The organism is Wolbachia endosymbiont (group A) of Epistrophe grossularia, assembly GCF_947251435.1.
In the GTDB taxonomy this organism is placed as follows: Bacteria; Pseudomonadota; Alphaproteobacteria; order Rickettsiales; family Anaplasmataceae; genus Wolbachia; species Wolbachia pipientis.
On sequence record NZ_OX366363.1, the window covers coordinates 434520 to 453371 of the forward strand.

An 18852-nucleotide genomic window follows, 5' to 3' on the forward strand; every position below is an offset into this window, starting at 1 on the left:
AAAAAAATGTGTATAGATCATAATGTTGACACTGAGTCTTTATTTAAGTTAGCTGATCAAGAAAATCAGCAAGATAAAGAAAAAATTAAAAAATTTATTAAGTATTTTTATAGTTTTGTTTATAAAAGCGACCTAAAAGCCAATGATAAGTTTTTGCTATATATTGTAAACGATGCTTACAATTTTGTTTCTCAAAAAGAGAAAGATGAAAGTAAGTTAGTAGTAAGTAATATAGATGATATACCAGGAATAGAAGGCGATTTTACCACGATTAAGATAACAAACGATGATATGCCATTTTTGGTTGACTCCGTTATTGCAACTATTAAGTCGCACGATTTAACCATATGCTATTACAGCAACAGCATAATTAACATTAAAAGAAAAGATGGCCTAATAGATGAGATTTACCCTTTGGAAGAAAGTAATGGAATAAAAGAGTCAGTTATATATGTAATTATCAAAGGTATAAGTGACAGTTTTGTTGATACATTAAAAGAATCTCTACAAAAAACGCTGAAAGCAGTTAATTGTGTTGTGAAAGATTGGCACTTAATGCTTAAGAAACTTGATGAGGCAAGTCTTTCTGTCATCCCAGTACTTGATACTGGGATCCAGGAAAAGGACACGTGGATTCCAGTGTCACGCACTGGAATGACACCAGACCGAAATCAAGAGCAAAAAGATTTTCTAGTTTGGTTAAAGAATAATAATTTTGTATTTCTAGGTTATCAAGAATATATTGCTGGTAAAGATGAAAAACTCGTCTGTGATGGCAAAAAGGACCTTGGCCTGATGAGAGTAGGTCAAAGTACGTTGATTCCTTCTGCAAACCTTGATTCCCTATACATATTGAGATCAGATCTAATCTCAATAGTCCATCGGCGTACATACATGAATTGTATAGGAGTAAAAGAATTTGATGACCAGGGTAATGTGGTAAAGGAACGGCGTTTTTTCGGGCTATTTACTTCTGTAGCGGAGGTCCAAGATATTCGAACTATTCCAATAATAAGAGATAAAGTTAAAGTTATAGAAAAAAGTGCAGGGTTTGTAACCGGGGGCCACAATAACAAAGCTCTAATTTATATTTTACAAGTATTCTCATGTGATGAATTGTTCCAGTCTAATGAGAAAGAATTATTTCAAATTTGTACTTCTATTATGTCCCTTGCAATAAGACCAAGAGTCAAGTTATGCTTAAGAAGTAAGGGAGCGTTTACTAGTTGTATAGTGCTGATACCGATGCGTTATGCTAGCTCCAGGCTAATGCTCAAGATAAGCAATATATTGAAGGATGAGATAAATGCAGAAAGTTCAGATATTTATAACCACCACATTATAAACGAATATGACTTAATGAAATTGCACGTGGTGCTAAAGGCTAAAAACGCTAGTGTTCCTGATGATGAAGTTTTGCGTATCGAAAACAAATTAAGGAACATTACGGAAAAATGGGAAGATCGTTTTATAGACAATTTATATAATACTTTTAGCACTGTTGAGGATATATTCATCCGTTATTGCAAGGCATTTCCAATAAGCTATCAAGAGAGTTTCGAACCTCATGACGCATATTACGATATGAAAAAATTGGAGATAGTGAGGAAAAAAAGAGTTAGCGAGGTCGATTTAAGACTTACTCGTGATAATCTTAATTATCAATTAAAGGTTTATACTCCAAGCAATGGAGGCCTTGAATTATCGAAGATATTAAGGATCACTAAGAATTTGGGAGCTAAGATTCTATCTCATAATGGCTATTACATAGAAATTAACGGCGGAATATGGATACACCATTTTGTGTTGTCAAGAGTCGATGAATTAATAGACAACATTACTCTAAAAGAGCAATTTGAAATAACGCTTGCAAAAGTATTTAGCAAGGAAATTAAAAATGACTATTTCAATAGTTTGATCATTATTGCTGGGCTCAAGTGGAAAGAAGTGCTTCTGGTTAGAGCGTTAAGTGCTTACCTAAAGCAGACGTCATTTAACTACAATCCAGAATATATCCAAAAGGTAGTCTCAGAGCATCCAAAAATAGTAAAGTATTTGATACAACTATTTCATGCAAGATTTGATCCTAACATAGACATTGATAGAGCAGAAACTACGGACATTGTCAGAGAAAAAATTGAGGAACTTCTAAAAGAGATCAGCAATGTTTCACATGATTACGTTTTGCGCTCGATATTTAACTTGATAATGGCTATTTTAAGGACCAGTTATTATCAAGACGATAAACCATATTTATCTACAAAATTTGACTCAAGTAAAATAAATGGTTTACCTGATCCTCGTCCGTATCGTGAATTGTATATTTATTCAAACCTTTTTGAGGGAATACATCTAAGAGGAGGGAAATTAGCCCGTGGTGGCTTAAGGTGGTCGGATAGGACGGAAGATTTTCGCACTGAAGTTTTGGGGCTCATGAAAGCTCAGATGACAAAAAATGCGGTTATTGTCCCTGTTGGTGCAAAGGGTGGATTTGTAATAAAGCAAGCTTATAAAGATAAGAATATTTTAAGAGAGAAAAGTGTTGAGTGCTATAAGAGTTTTATTAGAGGAATGCTTGATATTACTGATAACGTGGTTGATGGTGAAATAATTCCACCAGAGAATGTGATTAGGTATGATGAAGACGATCCATACTTGGTAGTTGCAGCAGATAAAGGCACTGCTTCATTTTCTGATTATGCCAACCAGATAGCCTCTGAATACAATTTTTGGCTTGGAGATGCATTTGCATCTGGTGGATCAGCAGGTTATGATCACAAAAAAATGGGTATTACAGCCAGAGGTGCATGGATTGCAGCACAGAGGCATTTTTGGAAAATGAATAAGGATATTTACCAGGATGCAACTGTTATTGGAATTGGGGATATGGCTGGCGACTTATTTGGAAATGGTATGCTGCTTTCAAAAAATATACATTTAATCGGCGCATTTAACCATATGCATATTTTTGTTGACCCAAACCCTGATGCAGAAAAGAGTTTCACAGAGCGTAAACGTCTCTTTGAGTTACCATTTTCAACTTGGATGGATTATAATAAAGATTTGATTTCTAAGGGTGGAGGAGTATTTGAGCGTAGCAGCAAGCAAGTAAACATTTCTCAAGAAATGAAAAAATGCTTTGATATAACGGAAGATACGTTATTTCCAAGTGATTTGATTAGATATCTACTCAAAGCAGAAGTGGACTTCATATGGAACGGAGGAATCGGCACGTTTGTTAAGGCAAAGAGTGAAAATCATAGCATGGTCGGTGACAAAGCAAACGATGAATTAAGAGTAAACGGTAAGGATATTAGAGCTTCTATGTTTATAGAAGGCGGAAATTTGGGATGCACACAGCTTGGAAGAATAGAATATGCTGAAAGAGGTGGATATATCAATGCAGATTTTGTTGATAATTCAGCCGGAGTGATATGTTCGGACCTTGAAGTTAACATTAAGATTGCATTTGTTTCAGCTATGAAAGCAGGGGGTATTTCTTTAGAAAAAAGGAATGAAATACTGGCAAGTATGGTGGATGAAGTTGCATCCAAGGTGCTTGAGAACCACAACAGAATTGAAACAAAAGCATTACTTCTTGAGTGTTTGCAAGCTAAAGAGAGATTGGAGCAGGACCACAGGTTACTGCTCAGTTTAGAAAAATCTGGGCTGTTAAACCGAAGCGTAGAATTTCTTCCAGCTGACGAAGAGGTAGCAAGGATGTTAACCGGTGCAGAAGGTTTCAGTTCTCCTCAGCTTTCTATTCTAATATCTTATGCTAGAACAGCAATAAAAAATAAAATTATACATTCCGATCTGCCTGAAAAAGATCTTATATCTAATGACTACTTGCTAGGTTATTTTCCTAAAAAGATGTTAACAGAGTTTAAGGATTTCATATTAAAACACCAACTTCGTAGAGAAATTATCTCCACTTGCATTGCAAATGATGTTGTAAATAGGATGGGCTGTATATTTATTAATAATTTAGTTGAGAATACTGGAATTAAGGTACACGAAGCAGTTAACATATATATCGTTGTTAACCACCTATATGATTTAAATAACCTGTGGCAGAAAATTGATGAATTGGATGGAAAAATTGATATTAACTCATACTTGCAAATAGTGAGAAATGTGCAGAAATTTATTGGCAGAGTATCGTTTTGGTTAGTAAAAAATCTTAGCTTTGTAGAATTGGATGATGTTACAAAATTTAAAGATGCAATTGAAACTTTAGGCCATGATGTTTTAGATGAACACCTGTTAAAGGTCTATAATCATGGATACACTTCTTTAGTGGAACTTAATATAGATAAAGATCTAGCAAAAAAAATTGCTGACCTGTGCGTTCTTACTTATGCACTGGATATTATATCTGTTGCTGAACAGACATCTTTGTCCATTCTTGATGCTGGTAAAATATACTTTGAGTTAAAGTCGCTGTTAAGATTCGATCTGATTAGAACAATTGCCATCAAGATGAAAAGCCGCTCTTCTTATTGGGATCGCAGCTTAGTTAATGATTTATTGGACGATTTAAGCAATTACCATCACAAGCTAGCTGTTAAAGTCATAAAAGCTACTGATAACCCCGAAGATAAGGTTCAAACCTGGGCTTGTAATGATAAGGACTACATAGAACGTTATAATAGTTTTTTAGATGAGATGGTTGCTTCTAAACTTGATTTAAGCAAATTAATATTTATAATCAGAAGGATTAAAGTACTTGCTTCATAGGAAAATGTTCAATATAGGTCTTTCAGAAATTTTAGTTGTAGCTTTAGTGAGCATAATTGTTCTTGATAAAAATAAGGTACCTGTATTTATTGATTTTATTAAGACTATATATAGGTATTTTACAATTGTAAAGTCAAAAGCCAAAAGGTTATTGAAGGATGCCGGAATTGAAGACTTATATAAAGAGTGTAATACTGAGAAAGTAAATTACATAGTTGGTAAAAATGGTAAGCTTTATCCTACTTATGATATAGATAATACATCTAAAGATAATGACAGCGAAGATTCTGGTAGTAGATGATGTACTATCTAATGTCAAGCTTTTAGAAGCTCGACTAAAAGCAGAGTACTATACGGTTATCGTAGCTCATGATGGTGAAGAAGCTATAGATTTAGTAGCAAAGCAACAGCCTGATATTATATTACTTGATATCATGATGCCAAAGATGAATGGCTTTCAAGTTTGTAAGGAGCTAAAGAGTGATCCCTTGACAACCCATATTCCAATAATTATGGTAACTGCACTGCATGACACTCATGATAGAGTGCAAGGTATTAATGCTGGCGCGGATGATTTTCTGACTAAACCAATAAACGAAACTGCTTTATCTGCACGAATTAAGTCTCTCACGCGCTTAAAAATGATTATAGATGAATTGCGTTTAAGAGGAGAAACCAACGCTGAGATTGGCGGAGTAGCAGGAAACAGTATTATGGATTATTCCAATCAGATTTTTGATGCTAACATACTTGTTGTAGATGAGGACGTCTTTCAGGCAGAGCAAATATATAATGTACTAAAGCAACGCTTTAGGTCAATTAAAATACTGAGTGATCCAATAGAGGCATTAAAGGTTGGTATTAAGGATAATTACGACTTGATCATTTCTGATATGCAGTTTTCCAAAACTGACGGCTTGCGTTTGTGTTCTGGGTTTCGTAGTAAGGTGGAAACACGTTATACACCAATTCTAATTCTTTCTGAGGATTATGATAAAAACAATTTAGTAAAAGCACTTGATGTAGGTGCTAATGATTATTTAACAGTACCTTTGGATGAGGGTGAGCTAATAGCAAGGGTTAATTCGCAAGTAAAACGCAAAAGATATCAAGATGCCTTGAGAATGAATTTATTTAATAATGCGGAAATGTCTATAAAGGACCCATTAACTAACTGTTATAATAGAAGATATTTTGATGCACACTTAAGAAACATTGTTAAGGACTCTGTGGAAAAGGATAGAAGGTTGTCTCTTATGATACTTGATATAGACTATTTTAAGATAGTGAATGACAGTTTTGGGCATAGTGCTGGAGATGAACTTTTAAAGCAAATACAGAAAAGAATTTCTGAAAATATCAGAGTGACAGATTTACTAGCTAGGTTTGGTGGTGAGGAGTTTGTTGTTGTAATGCCAGATACCAATGTATCAGATGCGTATACTATTGCGGAGAGAATACGAAAAATTATTGCTAAAGAACCTTTTGTACTTGCGGATAAAAATACAACCCATAATGTAACTGTGAGCATTGGAATTGCAGAAATGCAAGGATCTGACTTTGATGATATTAAAAAATTTATAGTACGTGCTGACAGATATTTATATAAAGCAAAAAACAGTGGTAGAAATAGAGTGGTTACTGGCTATAGCTAAAGTGGCTTAAGTTTACCGACAACCGTCATTCCACTACTCGTGAGCGGAATCTATGCTGAGATACCGCGAATGAATCGCGGTATGACGTGTTGCTTGGGTTAGCTATAGATTTCTGAAATGATTTCAAAAAAATGATAACTAAGATTAAAGCGACAACATGAGGTTTCTCAGCTCTGGAAATTTCACGTTTAACTGCAAAAATAGATACTTATTTAAAAAATATCCTGTGACTTTCAGTCCTAACTGAAATTCTTGGAATGAGTAGCTGTTTTGTAGGGTATTATTGTATACATCATGCAACATTTGTGGAAAAGGTAGGAGTTTATCTGCATAATAATCTCCTACTTTTTTTGACACTGCTCTACCAGTTTTTGGAGAAATAAATTGCAGATTTTCCTTAACACCTGTTACAGCGCATTTGGATAAGTCTAACTTGAATCCCAATTGCGTAAGAAGCAGAAGCTCTAAGTTAAGATAATGGCTTTGCCAAGACTGATTGTTGTGTTTAATTACATCGATGAAATATCGAAAATTGTCATACAGCATGGCACAGGGTTCACTTTCTGGAAGCACTTTTTCTAAAATAGAGGAGAAAGAAACAATAGTAATGCTTTTTAACCTATCTTGAAAGAAATGATGGAATGAAGATTCGATTAATTCGCACTTAAAAAAACCTAGATTTTCAGGTAACTTAGCACTCCATTCTGCATGTAATAGATTACTTATCTGAAACTTATAATTGCTATTGTTTGTTAGCTTAGTTAATCCCCTGCGCTTTCCATGACTTTTTGTAAACAGAGAAAGAATTAAGTTTTTATCGCCGTATTTTTTAGCAGCTATAATGATGCCTTCATCTTTCCATCTCATTTAGAGTGTATTGACCGTATGATATTATAGGATAGTACACCTAGAGCTTGTAATCCATAAAAATCACTTACTCCGTTACTATTCCAAAGTTTCAAGGCTATGAGAGAGTAAGTTATTGGCTGCCACTCTTCTTCCTGAGCCTCCATGCTGAGCTTTTGGTTTGCTAAATAATTGTTTGAATGATTTTAGTAACCATTACTTTTCCTTATCTGAAATTTTGGATAATTCAGCTTCTAATTCTTCTATCGTCGGTAAAGCTGTTTTTATGTTCTCTGGTAGATTTTCAGTTATTCGATATTCCGCTAATCCTATTGGTTTATTTATGTCTTTGAGTGTATATTTAGCAAGTACATCGTCTTTAGATTTACATAAGATTAACCCTATAGAAGGTTGATCTGTCGAGTGCTTCAGTAAATCATCAACTGCAGAAAGATAAAAATTCATTTTACCAGCATATTCCGGCTTAAAATCCTTATCTTTTAGTTCAATCACTACGAAGCAACGTAACTTTAAATGATAGAATAATAAATCAATATAAAAGTCTTTATTACCAACATCTAAATGAAATTGTCTACCAACAAATGCAAATCCTTCACCGAGTTCTAACAGAAATTTTTCCATATGCCCTACGAGTCCTTTTTCTACTTCTCTTTCATGAGCATCCTTACCTATACTTAAAAAATCAAAAATATACGGATCTTTTAATGTGTAATGTGCTAGATCGGATTGTGGAGATGGTAATTTTTCTTTAAAATTAGTTATTGCTTTTCCTTGACGTTTATGTAGTCCAAGTTCTATCTGCATCACCATAATGTTACGTGACCAGCCATGTTCAATAGCTTTTTTTACATAAAATAATCTTATTTCATGACTTTCTATTTTTTCCAAAAGAGTGATATTGTGATACCAAGTTAATTGTGCAAGAGGCTCCTGCACAAATTCAACATCAGGATATTCTTCGGCAAACTTACGCATATACTTCAGATTTCTCGTGCTAAAGCCTTTCATTTCTGGAAATGTACTTCTCAAATCCTTACTTAATTGATCAATTACCTTAGCTCCCCAGGTATGTTCTTTTTGGCGTTTTAGGATCTCTGTACCAATATGGTGGTAAAGCAAAATAAGCTTACTATTTACTGCAAGTGCTGCCTTATAACGGTTTGTTGCAATACGATCTTTCAACTGCTCTAAAAGTTCTGTATATTCTTTTCCTATAATTTTTGTCATACGGTCCCTTTTAATCCATTATACAATTCTTTGTCTGTCGAGAAGACAATCTTTCGCTTGCCTGCAACTTTGAAGGGATTCCTTATTGACTTCAAAGTTGTCCATCAACTAAAATATATTGACTTTATGTGCAATATTAGCTTTAAACCAGTAAAACAAGCTGCTTAACATATGCGTTTTTTCTATTCTAATTATATTCTTTTTTTGTCTTTATGTTGTTTTCTGCTTTTTTCGTTACCTTCAACAAAAGCCCAAACGAATGATACGTCAGTTGTTCCTATACCACAAAGGAAAAAAGAATTGGTTGAGCACACTGTTGTAGCACAACCGAGGCAAATTATCGAAATGCAAGAAGAAGTCATTATTAACGAGGGTAAAGAATTCATTCCAATTCCAAAAAGAAAAAAAAGTGTAGAGAAAAAACTAAGAAGGGATGTTAGAGGGGCAAAAAATGAAATAGGAAACGAAAAAAGCGTTGAGAGCAAAAAGGATGAATTAGTTGTAACAGAAATTATTAACTCTATAAGAGACAAGCTCACAAAATGCTGGAGCATTCCTGAAAGCATAGCTTACAAAGAAAATTTTAATATAAAAATTAACTTATTGTTATCCAGTCAAGGCGAGATAATTATGGCGGATGTAGCAGATAGTGATTCCTATCGAAATAATCCACTTTTCAGGTCGATAGCAGATAACGCAATGCGTGCAGTATATAAATGTAGCCCATTAACCGGCTTGCCTACTCAGCACCACCACATTTGGCGTGAAGTAACACTAGACTTTATTCTATAGCTAAAGTAATTCTATAATTTAATAAGCCCACTGTATCCGTTCAGGATAGCAGCAAGGTAGTATAACCATAGAGTAAAAGTGAGTTTACAACAAATGGTGTCATCCCAGTGCTTGACACTGGGATGACGTTATACGGTTCTTGGATGCAAAGAAGAGTGAGAAAAACTCTATAGTTAGCAAACTTTCAATCAGAAACAGCCAAAGATCTCTCTAAGATGTCAGTTTCTTTTGTATCTTCAACTTTACCGTCCTGGTCGAATGAAATTTGCAGAGACTTACTACTATACTTCCTTTTTCCTAAAAAATTGGCTTGTTTAATTTTATATGAGACATAGTACCAAACATTGTCATCGAACTTTGATACTAATGTTGGTGATCCTAAAGTGTGAACCACTTTTTCTTTATCGTCACCTACTTTTATCTTGCTCCACAATTCAACACTAATGCCAGGAGCTCCGTGATTGTGAATAGTGTGAGTGCAGCTCACTGTAAATAATAAAATAAAAGATATTAATACTCGCATTTCTGTTGATAAATTACTTGAAGCTATAATACACTAATAAATTATCTGCCGTCAAATTTCAAAAAAGTTAAATTGACTGATTCTCAATATCACTTAATATAATATTTACTTTAGAAAATAATAGGTGTCTTATGTCATTGTTAAAAGCAGATCCAATATACAAACCTTTTAATTACCCTTGGGCGTATGATGCGTGGCTGCAGCAACAAAGAATCCATTGGATACCTGAGGAAGTTCCGCTTGCTGATGACGTAAAGGATTGGAAAACTAAACTTTCAAACGTAGAGAAAAATCTACTAACTCAGATTTTTAGATTCTTTACTCAGGCAGACATTGAAGTAAATAACTGCTACATGAGGCATTATTCAAATATATTTAAGCCAACAGAAATATGCATGATGCTTGCAAGCTTTTCCAATATGGAAACTATACACATTGCAGCTTATTCTTATCTTTTAGACACAATTGGCATGCCAGAAAGCGAGTATCAAGCATTCTTAAAGTATGATGCTATGAGAAAGAAGTATGAATACATGTTAGAATTCGAGGAAAGCAAAAAACACGATAAAAAACATGTAGCTAAAACTCTAGCGGTGTTTGGTGCATTTACCGAGGGGTTGCAGTTATTCGCATCATTTGCAATTTTGCTCAATTTTCAACGCTTTGGAAAAATGAAAGGCATGGGACAAATAATTGCCTGGTCAGCCCGTGATGAAACTTTGCACACCAATTCAATTATTATGTTATTTAATACATTTATTAAAGAGAATAATGAAATTTGGAACGATGAGTTTAAAGAGGAATTATATTCTGCATGCCGCACTATTGTTGAGCTTGAGGATGAGTTTATAAAGCTTGCTTTTAATTTCGGAGACGTTGAAGGACTATCTGCAGAAGAAGTGCGCAATTACATACGCTACGTAGCAAACAGACGGTTAATGCAATTAGGTCTTGAGTCCATATATGATGTTAATGATAATCCTATTCCGTGGCTTGATGAAATACTAAATGGCGTGGAACATACGAATTTCTTTGAAAATAGAGTAACAGAGTATAGCCGTGCAGCAACTCAAGGCACATGGGAGGAGGCTTTTACTGAAAACGACACGAATAATAAGTGAGTGCTAATTTCACTCTTCTTTGTCATTCCAGTGTCAGCTACTTTCATTACACCATTTGCTGTGCAGTTTAGACAGTTTTGCTTTACTTAACAACTAACTTACCATATATATGTCCATAGGACATTGGTATATAAGAACGTGCTACAACTATTAATCTTACTCACGGTCATCACTTCAGTTGCATTCTTTGGTCATTTAGTTCCAATGGAAGCAAAAACCTTCTTGTACTCAACGAGCCTGAGTATAAAAGAGGTTTTGCTATTTATAATGCCTTTTATTATTTTTGCGTTAATCTTTAGCAGTGTTAACAATCTTAAGCAGTCAGCTATAAAGTTCATATTGTTACTTATTATAATGATCTTCTTGTCAAATCTGGCTTCAAGTTTAATAGCTTATTCTGTTGGGCATTTCATCATACAAAACACTCATTCAATACAAGATATAACGTATGAAGAAACAATTGTTCCCTTATGGTCGTTTAGGCTGCCTGCATTGCTTTCTAATTTTTATGCCCTTGCCTGTGGATTTGTGTCCAGCATAGTAGTGTCCACACTGCTACCCAAGAAAAGCAAAGAGCTTTCGAACAAAATGTTAGATTTAACTCTCTTTATTTTGAAGACGTTTTTGACGCCGATTATTCCAATATTTGTACTTGGGCTTGCTTTAAAAATGCAGCATGATCAAGTTTTATCTATAATATTTAAGGATTACTCAATAATTTTCATTATTATAGCATCTGCAACCTACCTTTATGTTTTCCTCTTATATGGAGCAGCAAATTCATTCAAGATCACAAGCTGGATAGCTAGTATAGGCAATATGATACCGGCATTTATTACTGCGATGAGCACAATGTCTAGTAATGCAACTATGACTCTTAGTCTTGAAGGAAGCAAAAAAAATGTAAAGCAACCTGACATAGCATCGTCTGTTGTGCCAATAACTGCTAGCTTTCATTTAGTAGGTGATTGCTTTTTTATCATAATATTATCAATGATAATTGCCTCCGGTTATTCATTGTGCACAACAGACTATGTAACTTTCCTTCTCTATTTTTTGTTATTTAAGTTTGCTATCGTTGCAGTGCCGGCAGGAGGAATTATGGTAATGCTACCTATTCTTGAGAAATACCTCAAATTTTCTCCAGAAATGCTTTCGTTAATCACAGCATTGTATATAGTGTTTGATCCAATAATCACTTCAGCAAATGTTATGGGTAATGGTGCCTTTACTATGATATTTTCAAAACTCTATGATAAGCTTAAGTAATGTCTATTTTAGCGATTGATACTGTAGGTATTGGTAGTTCAATAGCAATAGTTGATTATGATGGTAACTGTTTTGTAGAGCACAATTCCACCAGCAATAGTCATGCAGAATCATTTTTTCAAATACTAAGTACTTTATTTGATAAGCACAACTATAATTATGATAAAATAGATCATTTGGCGGTAGTAGTTGGACCAGGAAGTTTCACTGGAATTAGAGTTGGCATATCAGCTGCACAAGGTATAAATCTTGCTACAAATAAGCCGTTATACGGGGTTAGTGCGCTGGAAGTTCAAGCCTACGCAATATCTTTGCTTTGTGCAAATAGCAAAAAAAATATCAGAGCTATAATCAAAAATGCTCAAGGGTTTTATACACAGTTATTTGATTTCAATTTATTGCCGCTGTCTGGTCCAACTGCAGCATGTGACCCTGGTCACGCTACAAGCAGTACACATATGGATTGCAATTTAAATGCTAGCCATGCAGGGCTATTAGTTCATTATAGACTAAAGAACAAGCAAAAATTAAATGAAGTTGAAGCTCTATATTTAAATGAGCCTCAGTATATGAAATTGCTATAGACTATTTTTTTGCATACACGCAATTTGGCTAAGCTTGTGCATCTGGTTTACTATCTCTTGAGCTACTTCTTTTATACTCATATTTGAATTTTCTATCTCTATAGCACTCGGTGGTGTAAATAAATTGTTAATCCTACATTGCTCTATCATGCTATTTAGATTAATCACCTTCCTATTTTTTCTTTGCCTTTTTAATGCAATACGCTTTTGTAATGTCGGTAGATCACACCTAAGTACCACAGGAAGGATTTCTGTGTTCATTTTTTTACTAAGCCTTACTATTGAATCATACATCCTCATGTTCTGGTCATTATTTTCCATCAACTCATCAATAAATATGTAATTTTTTGAGTGAATCGGATAATTTTCTATTACCTGAAGCATAATTTGCATAATGCCATATATTCTATCTTGAACTTCTTTAGGTATTTGATCACGTTCAAAGACACCATCGTATATAGAGCAAGCTTGAACATTGTTATAGAACTTACTATTTACAATTAATGCGTTTATCATATTAGATAATTCTATTGCTGTGGAAAGTTTACCACTTCCCGAAAGACCAGAGAGATATATGAAAAATCCTGCTGGCTGTTTTTTTGTGTTAATATTTACCATATTATTTTCAATCTTGAAACTTACATTTATAATAACATAAAAATGAAGCTTTAAAACATATGAAATATTATATAGAAAATTATTTTTGTAGTTAAGATATTATGTAATTTAAAAACATAAATTCTGTATATAAACTCTATAATAACGATAACTATTTTTAAGCAAGCTACAACACAAAAGTGTTTGGTATTCAGAAAGCAAGACAGAGTGGCATAGACTTATTAGTTTACTACAAGTCTCTTTTCGCGTATAAACCTTCAGAAGATTCTAACAGAGGATTGTGTTGTTAACAAAGAGCAGAGTAAAAAGGGATCTAGTCTATGCCTATCAGATTTTGTCCTACCTTAAGTTCGATGATCATACATATACTCACCTTTCAGTGCGTTCTGAAGATCAAAAGTCGTTTTATATTTATCCGTTTGGTATGCGTTTTGATGAAGTAGATGAACGTTCGTTAATGAAAGTATCATTTGATGGAGATGTAATTGAAGGCAAAGAATATCAATATAATAGAACTGGCTATATAATTCATGGTTTTGTTTATCAAGCAAGGAAAGATATTCAAGCAATTTTTCACTTGCATACACCTTCTATTGTAGCGGTTTCTTCTCTCAAAGATGGGCTGCTTCCTATAAGTCAATGGGCACTGCACTTTTACAATAAAATCTCTTACCATAATTATAATTCCCTAGCACTTAGCGATACAGAAGGAAAGAGGTTAATAGCTGATCTGAAAGAAAATTTTGTCATGTTAATGCGTAATCATGGATCTATAACGTGTGGTCGGACTATACAAGAAGCAATGTTTTACACGTATCATTTAGAACAAGCGTGCAAAACTCAATGTTTAACGTTAGCAATGAATAAGGAGTTATCAATTCCAAGTGAAGAAATTTGCTCAAAAGCTGTAAAGGATCTCCTATCTTTTGAAAGCAATCTTGGTGAGAGGGATTGGCACGCATGGGTTAGACTAATTAAAAGTAAGTTGTAAGAGACTTTCGCACTACTATCTGTCATCCAAGTAGTGACCTTACCCAGAAAAAGTAGAGAGAAAGTTAAGACGTTTTTGGAGTAAAATAAAACGTTTTTTCAAAATATGACAAATAGAAGAGAATATACAGCAGAATTCAAATTAGAAGCTGTTAAGCTGGTTAAAGAAACAGGTCAAGCAAGTACAAAAATAGCAAAAGATCTAGGTATAGATGGCAGTATGTTAAGTAAGAAAATATGATGGAAAAATGTCTGGAGCATACGCATTTCCAGGCAAAGGCTCCTTATGACAAAGAAAGATTTGATCTAAAAAAAGAACTAACAAGAGAAAGAGACATTTTAAAAAAAGCCCTGGGCAAAGAAAAAGAGTAAAGTATTCTTTTATATAGAAATTGCTATAAAACACAGGAACTATGTAGGGTTTTGTACTGGTGGTATTGGTTGCTAAGGAAAAAAGCAGTAAAGAATTAGCAAAAGAAGGGCTTCTAGCAGATATTCAAAAAATACATCAAGCTTCTAAATGCAGATATGGAGCTCCTAAAATTCACGCTGAATTAAAAGCTTTAGGCAAAAATTAAAACAGTACAAAGTGTTATGCAAGAAAATGGCATTAAAGCCAAGCTTAGACGAAGGTTCAAAAATAAAAAACAGCAAATAAGCAACCGAGTTGTGGCTCCGAACACATTGGATCAAAATTTTACTACTGATCAGCCAAATAAAGTTTGGGATTACCTACATAAAAACTAAAGAAGGTTGTTGGCGGCAATAATTGACCTATATTCACGCATGGTGGTTAATGAGTAACATGATAATTAGTTATAGATTCTTTATTGATGGCCGTTGATAAACGCAAACCCGATAAAAATCTGCTGTTATAGCTCTTCTCATAATAGTCAGAACAAATCATAAAAAAGCAGAATCAACAGCTTGACGGAAAGACTGAAAAATAGGGATATTTTTTCTAGCTCTGTTCTTTATAGCAAACCAATGATGCTCAATTTCGTTAAAGTCTGGAGAATATGGAGGAAGATAAAGAATTTCAGCACCTACTCCTTTAGCAAGATCATCGATTTTTTTAGATTTATGGAAAGCAGCGTTATCAAGAATTACAGTTTGGCCAGACCTTAAAATTGGAGTCAAAAACTGCTCAAACCAAGCCTCAAAAACATCCTTGTTGCAGTATCCCTCAAAGGTCAATGGAGCAATGATTTTCTTTTTATTTAGAGCTGCAATCATACTGACACGCTGAGTTTTTTTACCTGATTTTAGTGAATGAAACCTCTCTCCTTTTCTGCAATATCCGTATGGGTAGTCTTCTGTATTGTCTATCCCAGATTCGTCAATATATACAAGATTTTCAGGATATTTTGTTGCTATAACCTTTGCAAATTGAGCTCGCTTTTCTTCATTTCTTTCTTTATATCCGTAGGTCTTTTTTTCTTGTAAAGCCAATATTTTTAAGTGCGCGGTGAATCGTTTGTCGACTGATATTGCCCCAGAGTTTAGCCATCTCTGACTGAGTTTTGCCGCCATGGTTTTTTGCAAATTCGGTGAAGACATTCCAGTCGGTAATTTTATGGTTATATCCTACGCTTCCAGGCTTTTTTGACTGAAAATCTCCTGTTTCCTCACGCCTTTTCTGCCACTCATATAAAGTCGTTTTTCCAATTTTAAATCTCTTGGCAACAGTTGCTCTACTTTCTCCCTCATCCAATGCTTCCATTGCTTTTTTCCTTAAGTCATAACTATACGCTGCTGGCATACAAACCCCACTACCATAAATCCATATCTTACCTTATTTGGATTATTATGAGAAGAGCTATACATAGCGATCAAGGGTCACAGTATACCTCTCAAAATTACCAATTTCTATTGAATACAAAAAACATCATTTCCAGCATGAGCCATAAGGGCTGTTGTTACGATAACTCTGTTGCAGAAAAGTTCACTTAAAAGGGAGCTGCTTATTGATACTTCTCGCTCAACAAACCAGAACTGCCATATTTGAATACATAGAAATCTTTTATAACAAATAACGTAGACATTCTACTATTAACTATTGCATTCCTGCACAATTTATTCTCATGATAAAAACGTCTTAACTTTCTCTCTACTTTTTCTGGGTAAGGTCAAACATGCAATACCAATAATGCTAATATATTTTATAATTTTTCTCATAAGATATTTTACAATGCTTCTAATAATATTAGATATCATCTATAAAATTAAAAAATCCATGAAAGGGGATGAAAATATGTAAAAAAGTATTATTGATTAATTAAAAACAGATTTTGATTTGATAATACTAATAAAATCGATTTATCTTAAATTTACGTTGATTTTTACCTGTTATTTTTTGTAGTTTATCCAACGTAAATTCCAGGTAAAACAAAGTCGTTATCTCCAACCGTTACAACCAACTCTCCTTCTTTAATTTTTATTTGATTAGGTGTATGGTCCCATACCATCACACTCTGGGATCATACACCTAAAGTACTCCGACACTGGGATGACACCCCGGGGTTTCTGGGATGACAAAAAAGAGCCCCCTGAGCAAAAATCTTATAGCCACTTGAATGATAATTGACTTTTTGCCTAAAATAACTAAGAAAGAAACTTCTCATCAAGATAACTTAAGTATATACTAATTCTCTTATTTTTAAACGATTTCTCATCATGAATTGCACGATCAAAAACCTGAATTTGACTTGTTATAATGCTACAATTATTACTTGCAACTTCTAATACGCCACTATCAATTACAACCTTCTTTTCTGTTTGGTTACTCATTTTAACAGTAATCATACCAGGCAATAAATAAATTAAGTAAGGAGCATGGTGAGCTAAAATCATAAGCTCCCCTTCGAGCCCAGTTACTGAAAGAGAAACCACTCCACTGAATGAAATTTGATCATCAGGAGAGAAAAATTGCACTTTAAAAGTATTCATAATCTTTAACTTTTATTTAGCTTCAGCTTGTATTAATTCAGCCTTTTTTATTGCTTCATCTATATTCCCCACCATATAAAAAGCAGCCTCTGGTAAGTGATCATATTTGCCTTCAACAATCCCTTTAAAACTGGAAACAGTATCAGAAAGTGAAACAAATTTACCAGGCATGCCAGTAAATACTTCTGCAACGTGAAAAGGTTGAGAAAGAAATTTCTGAATCTTACGAGCCCTATCAACAATAATTTTATCTTCATCAGATAGCTCATCCATACCAAGTATTGCGATAATATCTTGCAGTGATTTATAAGTTTGCAATATACGTTTCACCTCAGAAGCTACCTTATAATGTTCTTCACCAATGATTTCAGCAGATAAAGACTGAGAAGTTGAATCAAGTGGATCAACAGCAGGGTATATTCCCATTTCAGCTATTTGCCTTGACAACACTGTGGTGGCATCAAGGTGAGAGAACGTAGTTGCTGGAGCTGGATCAGTTAAATCGTCCGCAGGAACATATATAGCTTGCACAGAAGTAATAGAGCCAGAAGTTGTTGAAGCTATTCTTTCTTGCATTGCACCCATATCAGTTGCAAGGGTTGGCTGATAACCAACAGCTGACGGTATTCTTCCAAGTAAAGCAGAAATTTCAGAACCAGCTTGTGTAAATCTAAAGATATTATCCACAAAAAATAGAACATCTTGGTTTTCACGGTCACGAAAATACTCTGCCATAGTAAGTGCTGTTAAAGCAACTCTAGCCCTTGCTCCAGGAGGCTCATTCATCTGACCATAAACCAAAACAGCTTGAGATTTTTCATGCTCATTTATATTTATTACATTTGAAGTGATCATCTCGTGATAAAGATCGTTACCTTCACGCGTTCTCTCCCCTACCCCGGCAAACACAGAAAATCCTTTATGAGCTTTTGCTATATTATTAATTAATTCCATTATTAGGACTGTTTTACCAACACCGGCTCCACCAAATAAGCCAATTTTTCCTCCTTTAAGATAAGGTGCAAGAAGATCTATAACTTTTATTCCCGTAACTAAAACTTCTTCCTGTATTCTCTGTTCAGTAAAACTTGGAGGTGCTCTGTGTATAGGCTCTAAGTTATATTTTCCCTTCAGTGGACCACACTCATCTATAAGCTCTCCAACAACATTAAAAATCCTTCCTAAAGTTGAACGCCCAATTGGCACCGATATTGGTGCACCTGTATCAACAAATTCATCCCCCCTTGACATGCCATCTGTGCTATCCATAGCAATACAACGAACTATATTGTCACCTATATGCTGCGAAACTTCTAAAACCAGCTCCTTATCCTTATATTTTAGTTTGCTTTTTAAAGCATTAAATATTTTAGGCAATTCACCTTCAAATTTTATATCAACAACTGCTTGAGTTACCTTAATCGCTCTACCTATATTCATCTCTTTATTTTTATCACCTAACACTATAATTCCATAAAAGAACTTCTAAAGAAAATAAATTTTATATTATTAATAGA

The 18852-nt window shown here is 34.3% G+C and carries 15 protein-coding genes and 2 pseudogenes; 10 read left to right on the forward strand and 7 right to left on the reverse strand.

Going from position 1 to position 18852, the window contains the following annotated elements; genetic code table 11:
* The first annotated feature begins 6 nt into the window (after positions 1-6).
* From OPR28_RS01990 to OPR28_RS02000, 3 genes are read left to right on the forward strand one after another with little or no spacing between them, the layout of a single operon-like run.
* On the forward strand, positions 7-4740 hold the full coding sequence (locus OPR28_RS01990) for an NAD-glutamate dehydrogenase (RefSeq protein WP_265023406.1): 4734 nt from the start codon (positions 7-9) through the stop codon (positions 4738-4740).
* A 4-nt stretch (positions 4741-4744) separates the two neighbouring features.
* Positions 4745-5041, forward strand: a complete 297-nt coding sequence (tatB, locus tag OPR28_RS01995; RefSeq protein WP_012673088.1) for a Sec-independent protein translocase subunit TatB — start codon at positions 4745-4747, stop codon at positions 5039-5041.
* The gene (locus OPR28_RS02000; RefSeq protein ID WP_265023407.1) at positions 5013-6395 is read left to right on the forward strand and encodes a PleD family two-component system response regulator; all 1383 of its coding nucleotides are present in this window, start codon (positions 5013-5015) and stop codon (positions 6393-6395) included. Before tatB ends, OPR28_RS02000 begins: the two co-directional genes overlap by 29 nt.
* Before the next feature lie 144 nt (positions 6396-6539).
* Here OPR28_RS02000 and recO read toward each other — a convergent pair whose 3' ends face one another.
* Together recO and OPR28_RS02010 are read right to left on the reverse strand one after the other, a co-directional pair.
* A complete protein-coding gene (recO, locus tag OPR28_RS02005; protein WP_265023408.1) occupies positions 6540-7262 on the reverse strand; it encodes a DNA repair protein RecO in 723 nt (240 codons plus the stop codon).
* 195 nt (positions 7263-7457) lie between these two features.
* A complete protein-coding gene (locus tag OPR28_RS02010) occupies positions 7458-8489 on the reverse strand; it encodes a PDDEXK nuclease domain-containing protein (protein ID WP_077188564.1) in 1032 nt (343 codons plus the stop codon).
* Between the two features lie 171 nt (positions 8490-8660).
* On the opposite strand from OPR28_RS02010, the gene OPR28_RS02015 reads away from it, so the two are divergent.
* The gene (locus tag OPR28_RS02015; RefSeq protein ID WP_006279909.1) at positions 8661-9281 is read left to right on the forward strand and encodes a hypothetical protein; all 621 of its coding nucleotides are present in this window, start codon (positions 8661-8663) and stop codon (positions 9279-9281) included.
* 184 nt (positions 9282-9465) lie between these two features.
* Here the strand turns inward: OPR28_RS02015 and OPR28_RS02020 are convergent, their stop codons facing one another.
* Positions 9466-9804, reverse strand: coding sequence for an outer membrane protein assembly factor BamE (locus OPR28_RS02020; protein WP_006279908.1), 339 nt, complete (start codon positions 9802-9804; stop codon positions 9466-9468).
* Between the two features lie 131 nt (positions 9805-9935).
* Here OPR28_RS02020 and OPR28_RS02025 point away from each other — a divergent pair, with 131 nt between their 5' ends.
* From OPR28_RS02025 to tsaB, 3 genes are all read left to right on the forward strand, one after another.
* A complete protein-coding gene (locus OPR28_RS02025) occupies positions 9936-10925 on the forward strand; it encodes a ribonucleotide-diphosphate reductase subunit beta (protein WP_182320796.1) in 990 nt (329 codons plus the stop codon).
* 138 nt (positions 10926-11063) lie between these two features.
* Entirely contained in the window at positions 11064-12194 is a 1131-nt protein-coding gene (locus OPR28_RS02030) for a dicarboxylate/amino acid:cation symporter (RefSeq protein WP_265023756.1), read from the forward strand.
* Positions 12194-12778, forward strand: coding sequence for a tRNA (adenosine(37)-N6)-threonylcarbamoyltransferase complex dimerization subunit type 1 TsaB (gene tsaB, locus OPR28_RS02035; RefSeq protein ID WP_077188562.1), 585 nt, complete (start codon positions 12194-12196; stop codon positions 12776-12778). The genes OPR28_RS02030 and tsaB overlap by 1 nt, the downstream gene beginning before the upstream one ends.
* On the opposite strand, the gene OPR28_RS02040 is transcribed toward tsaB, so the two are convergent.
* On the reverse strand, positions 12773-13396 hold the full coding sequence (locus tag OPR28_RS02040; RefSeq protein WP_077188561.1) for a DEAD/DEAH box helicase family protein: 624 nt from the start codon (positions 13394-13396) through the stop codon (positions 12773-12775). The genes tsaB and OPR28_RS02040 overlap by 6 nt on opposite strands.
* Before the next feature lie 280 nt (positions 13397-13676).
* Here OPR28_RS02040 and OPR28_RS02045 point away from each other — a divergent pair, with 280 nt between their 5' ends.
* Both OPR28_RS02045 and OPR28_RS07100 read left to right on the forward strand, forming a co-directional pair.
* A complete protein-coding gene (locus OPR28_RS02045; protein ID WP_182320803.1) occupies positions 13677-14387 on the forward strand; it encodes a class II aldolase/adducin family protein in 711 nt (236 codons plus the stop codon).
* A 105-nt stretch (positions 14388-14492) separates the two neighbouring features.
* Positions 14493-15258, forward strand: a pseudogene (locus OPR28_RS07100) (IS3 family transposase); the annotation flags it as partial.
* A gap of 31 nt (positions 15259-15289) precedes the next feature.
* Here the strand turns inward: OPR28_RS07100 and OPR28_RS02065 are convergent.
* Positions 15290-16148, reverse strand: a protein-coding gene (locus tag OPR28_RS02065; RefSeq protein ID WP_265023237.1) for an IS630 family transposase whose coding sequence is annotated in 2 segments (ribosomal slippage) — positions 15290-15824 and positions 15823-16148 — 861 coding nt in all. Because the reading frame shifts where the segments join, the coding sequence is not laid out codon by codon here.
* Positions 16149-16210: 62 nt separating this feature from the next.
* Between OPR28_RS02065 and OPR28_RS07105 the strand changes: the two are divergent.
* A pseudogene (locus tag OPR28_RS07105) lies at positions 16211-16422 on the forward strand (IS3 family transposase); the annotation flags it as partial.
* Positions 16423-16990: 568 nt separating this feature from the next.
* On the opposite strand, the gene OPR28_RS02075 reads toward OPR28_RS07105, so the two are convergent.
* Both OPR28_RS02075 and atpD read right to left on the reverse strand, forming a co-directional pair.
* On the reverse strand, positions 16991-17335 hold the full coding sequence (locus OPR28_RS02075; protein ID WP_065095371.1) for a F0F1 ATP synthase subunit epsilon: 345 nt from the start codon (positions 17333-17335) through the stop codon (positions 16991-16993).
* Positions 17336-17347: 12 nt separating this feature from the next.
* Positions 17348-18775 (reverse strand): F0F1 ATP synthase subunit beta, encoded by a 1428-nt coding sequence (gene atpD / locus OPR28_RS02080; RefSeq protein ID WP_265023757.1) that lies wholly within the window; start codon positions 18773-18775, stop codon positions 17348-17350.
* Between the last annotated feature and the right edge of the window lie 77 nt (positions 18776-18852).

Bases quoted from the DNA above. Each gene is read 5' to 3' on its own strand.
- OPR28_RS02010 (WP_077188564.1), bottom strand. From the start codon at position 8,489: ATGACAAAAATTATAGGAAAAGAATATACAGAACTTTTAGAGCAGTTG.
- recO (WP_265023408.1), bottom strand. From the start codon at position 7,262: ATGAGATGGAAAGATGAAGGCATCATTATAGCTGCTAAAAAATACGGC.
- OPR28_RS02015 (WP_006279909.1), top strand. From the start codon at position 8,661: ATGCGTTTTTTCTATTCTAATTATATTCTTTTTTTGTCTTTATGTTGT.
- OPR28_RS02025 (WP_182320796.1), top strand. From the start codon at position 9,936: ATGTCATTGTTAAAAGCAGATCCAATATACAAACCTTTTAATTACCCT.
- OPR28_RS02020 (WP_006279908.1), bottom strand. From the start codon at position 9,804: ATGCGAGTATTAATATCTTTTATTTTATTATTTACAGTGAGCTGCACT.
- OPR28_RS01990 (WP_265023406.1), top strand. From the start codon at position 7: ATGTGTATAGATCATAATGTTGACACTGAGTCTTTATTTAAGTTAGCT.
- OPR28_RS02000 (WP_265023407.1), top strand. From the start codon at position 5,013: ATGACAGCGAAGATTCTGGTAGTAGATGATGTACTATCTAATGTCAAG.
- tatB (WP_012673088.1), top strand. From the start codon at position 4,745: ATGTTCAATATAGGTCTTTCAGAAATTTTAGTTGTAGCTTTAGTGAGC.
- OPR28_RS02075 (WP_065095371.1), bottom strand. From the start codon at position 17,335: ATGAATACTTTTAAAGTGCAATTTTTCTCTCCTGATGATCAAATTTCA.
- OPR28_RS02040 (WP_077188561.1), bottom strand. From the start codon at position 13,396: ATGGTAAATATTAACACAAAAAAACAGCCAGCAGGATTTTTCATATAT.
- tsaB (WP_077188562.1), top strand. From the start codon at position 12,194: ATGTCTATTTTAGCGATTGATACTGTAGGTATTGGTAGTTCAATAGCA.
- atpD (WP_265023757.1), bottom strand. From the start codon at position 18,775: ATGAATATAGGTAGAGCGATTAAGGTAACTCAAGCAGTTGTTGATATA.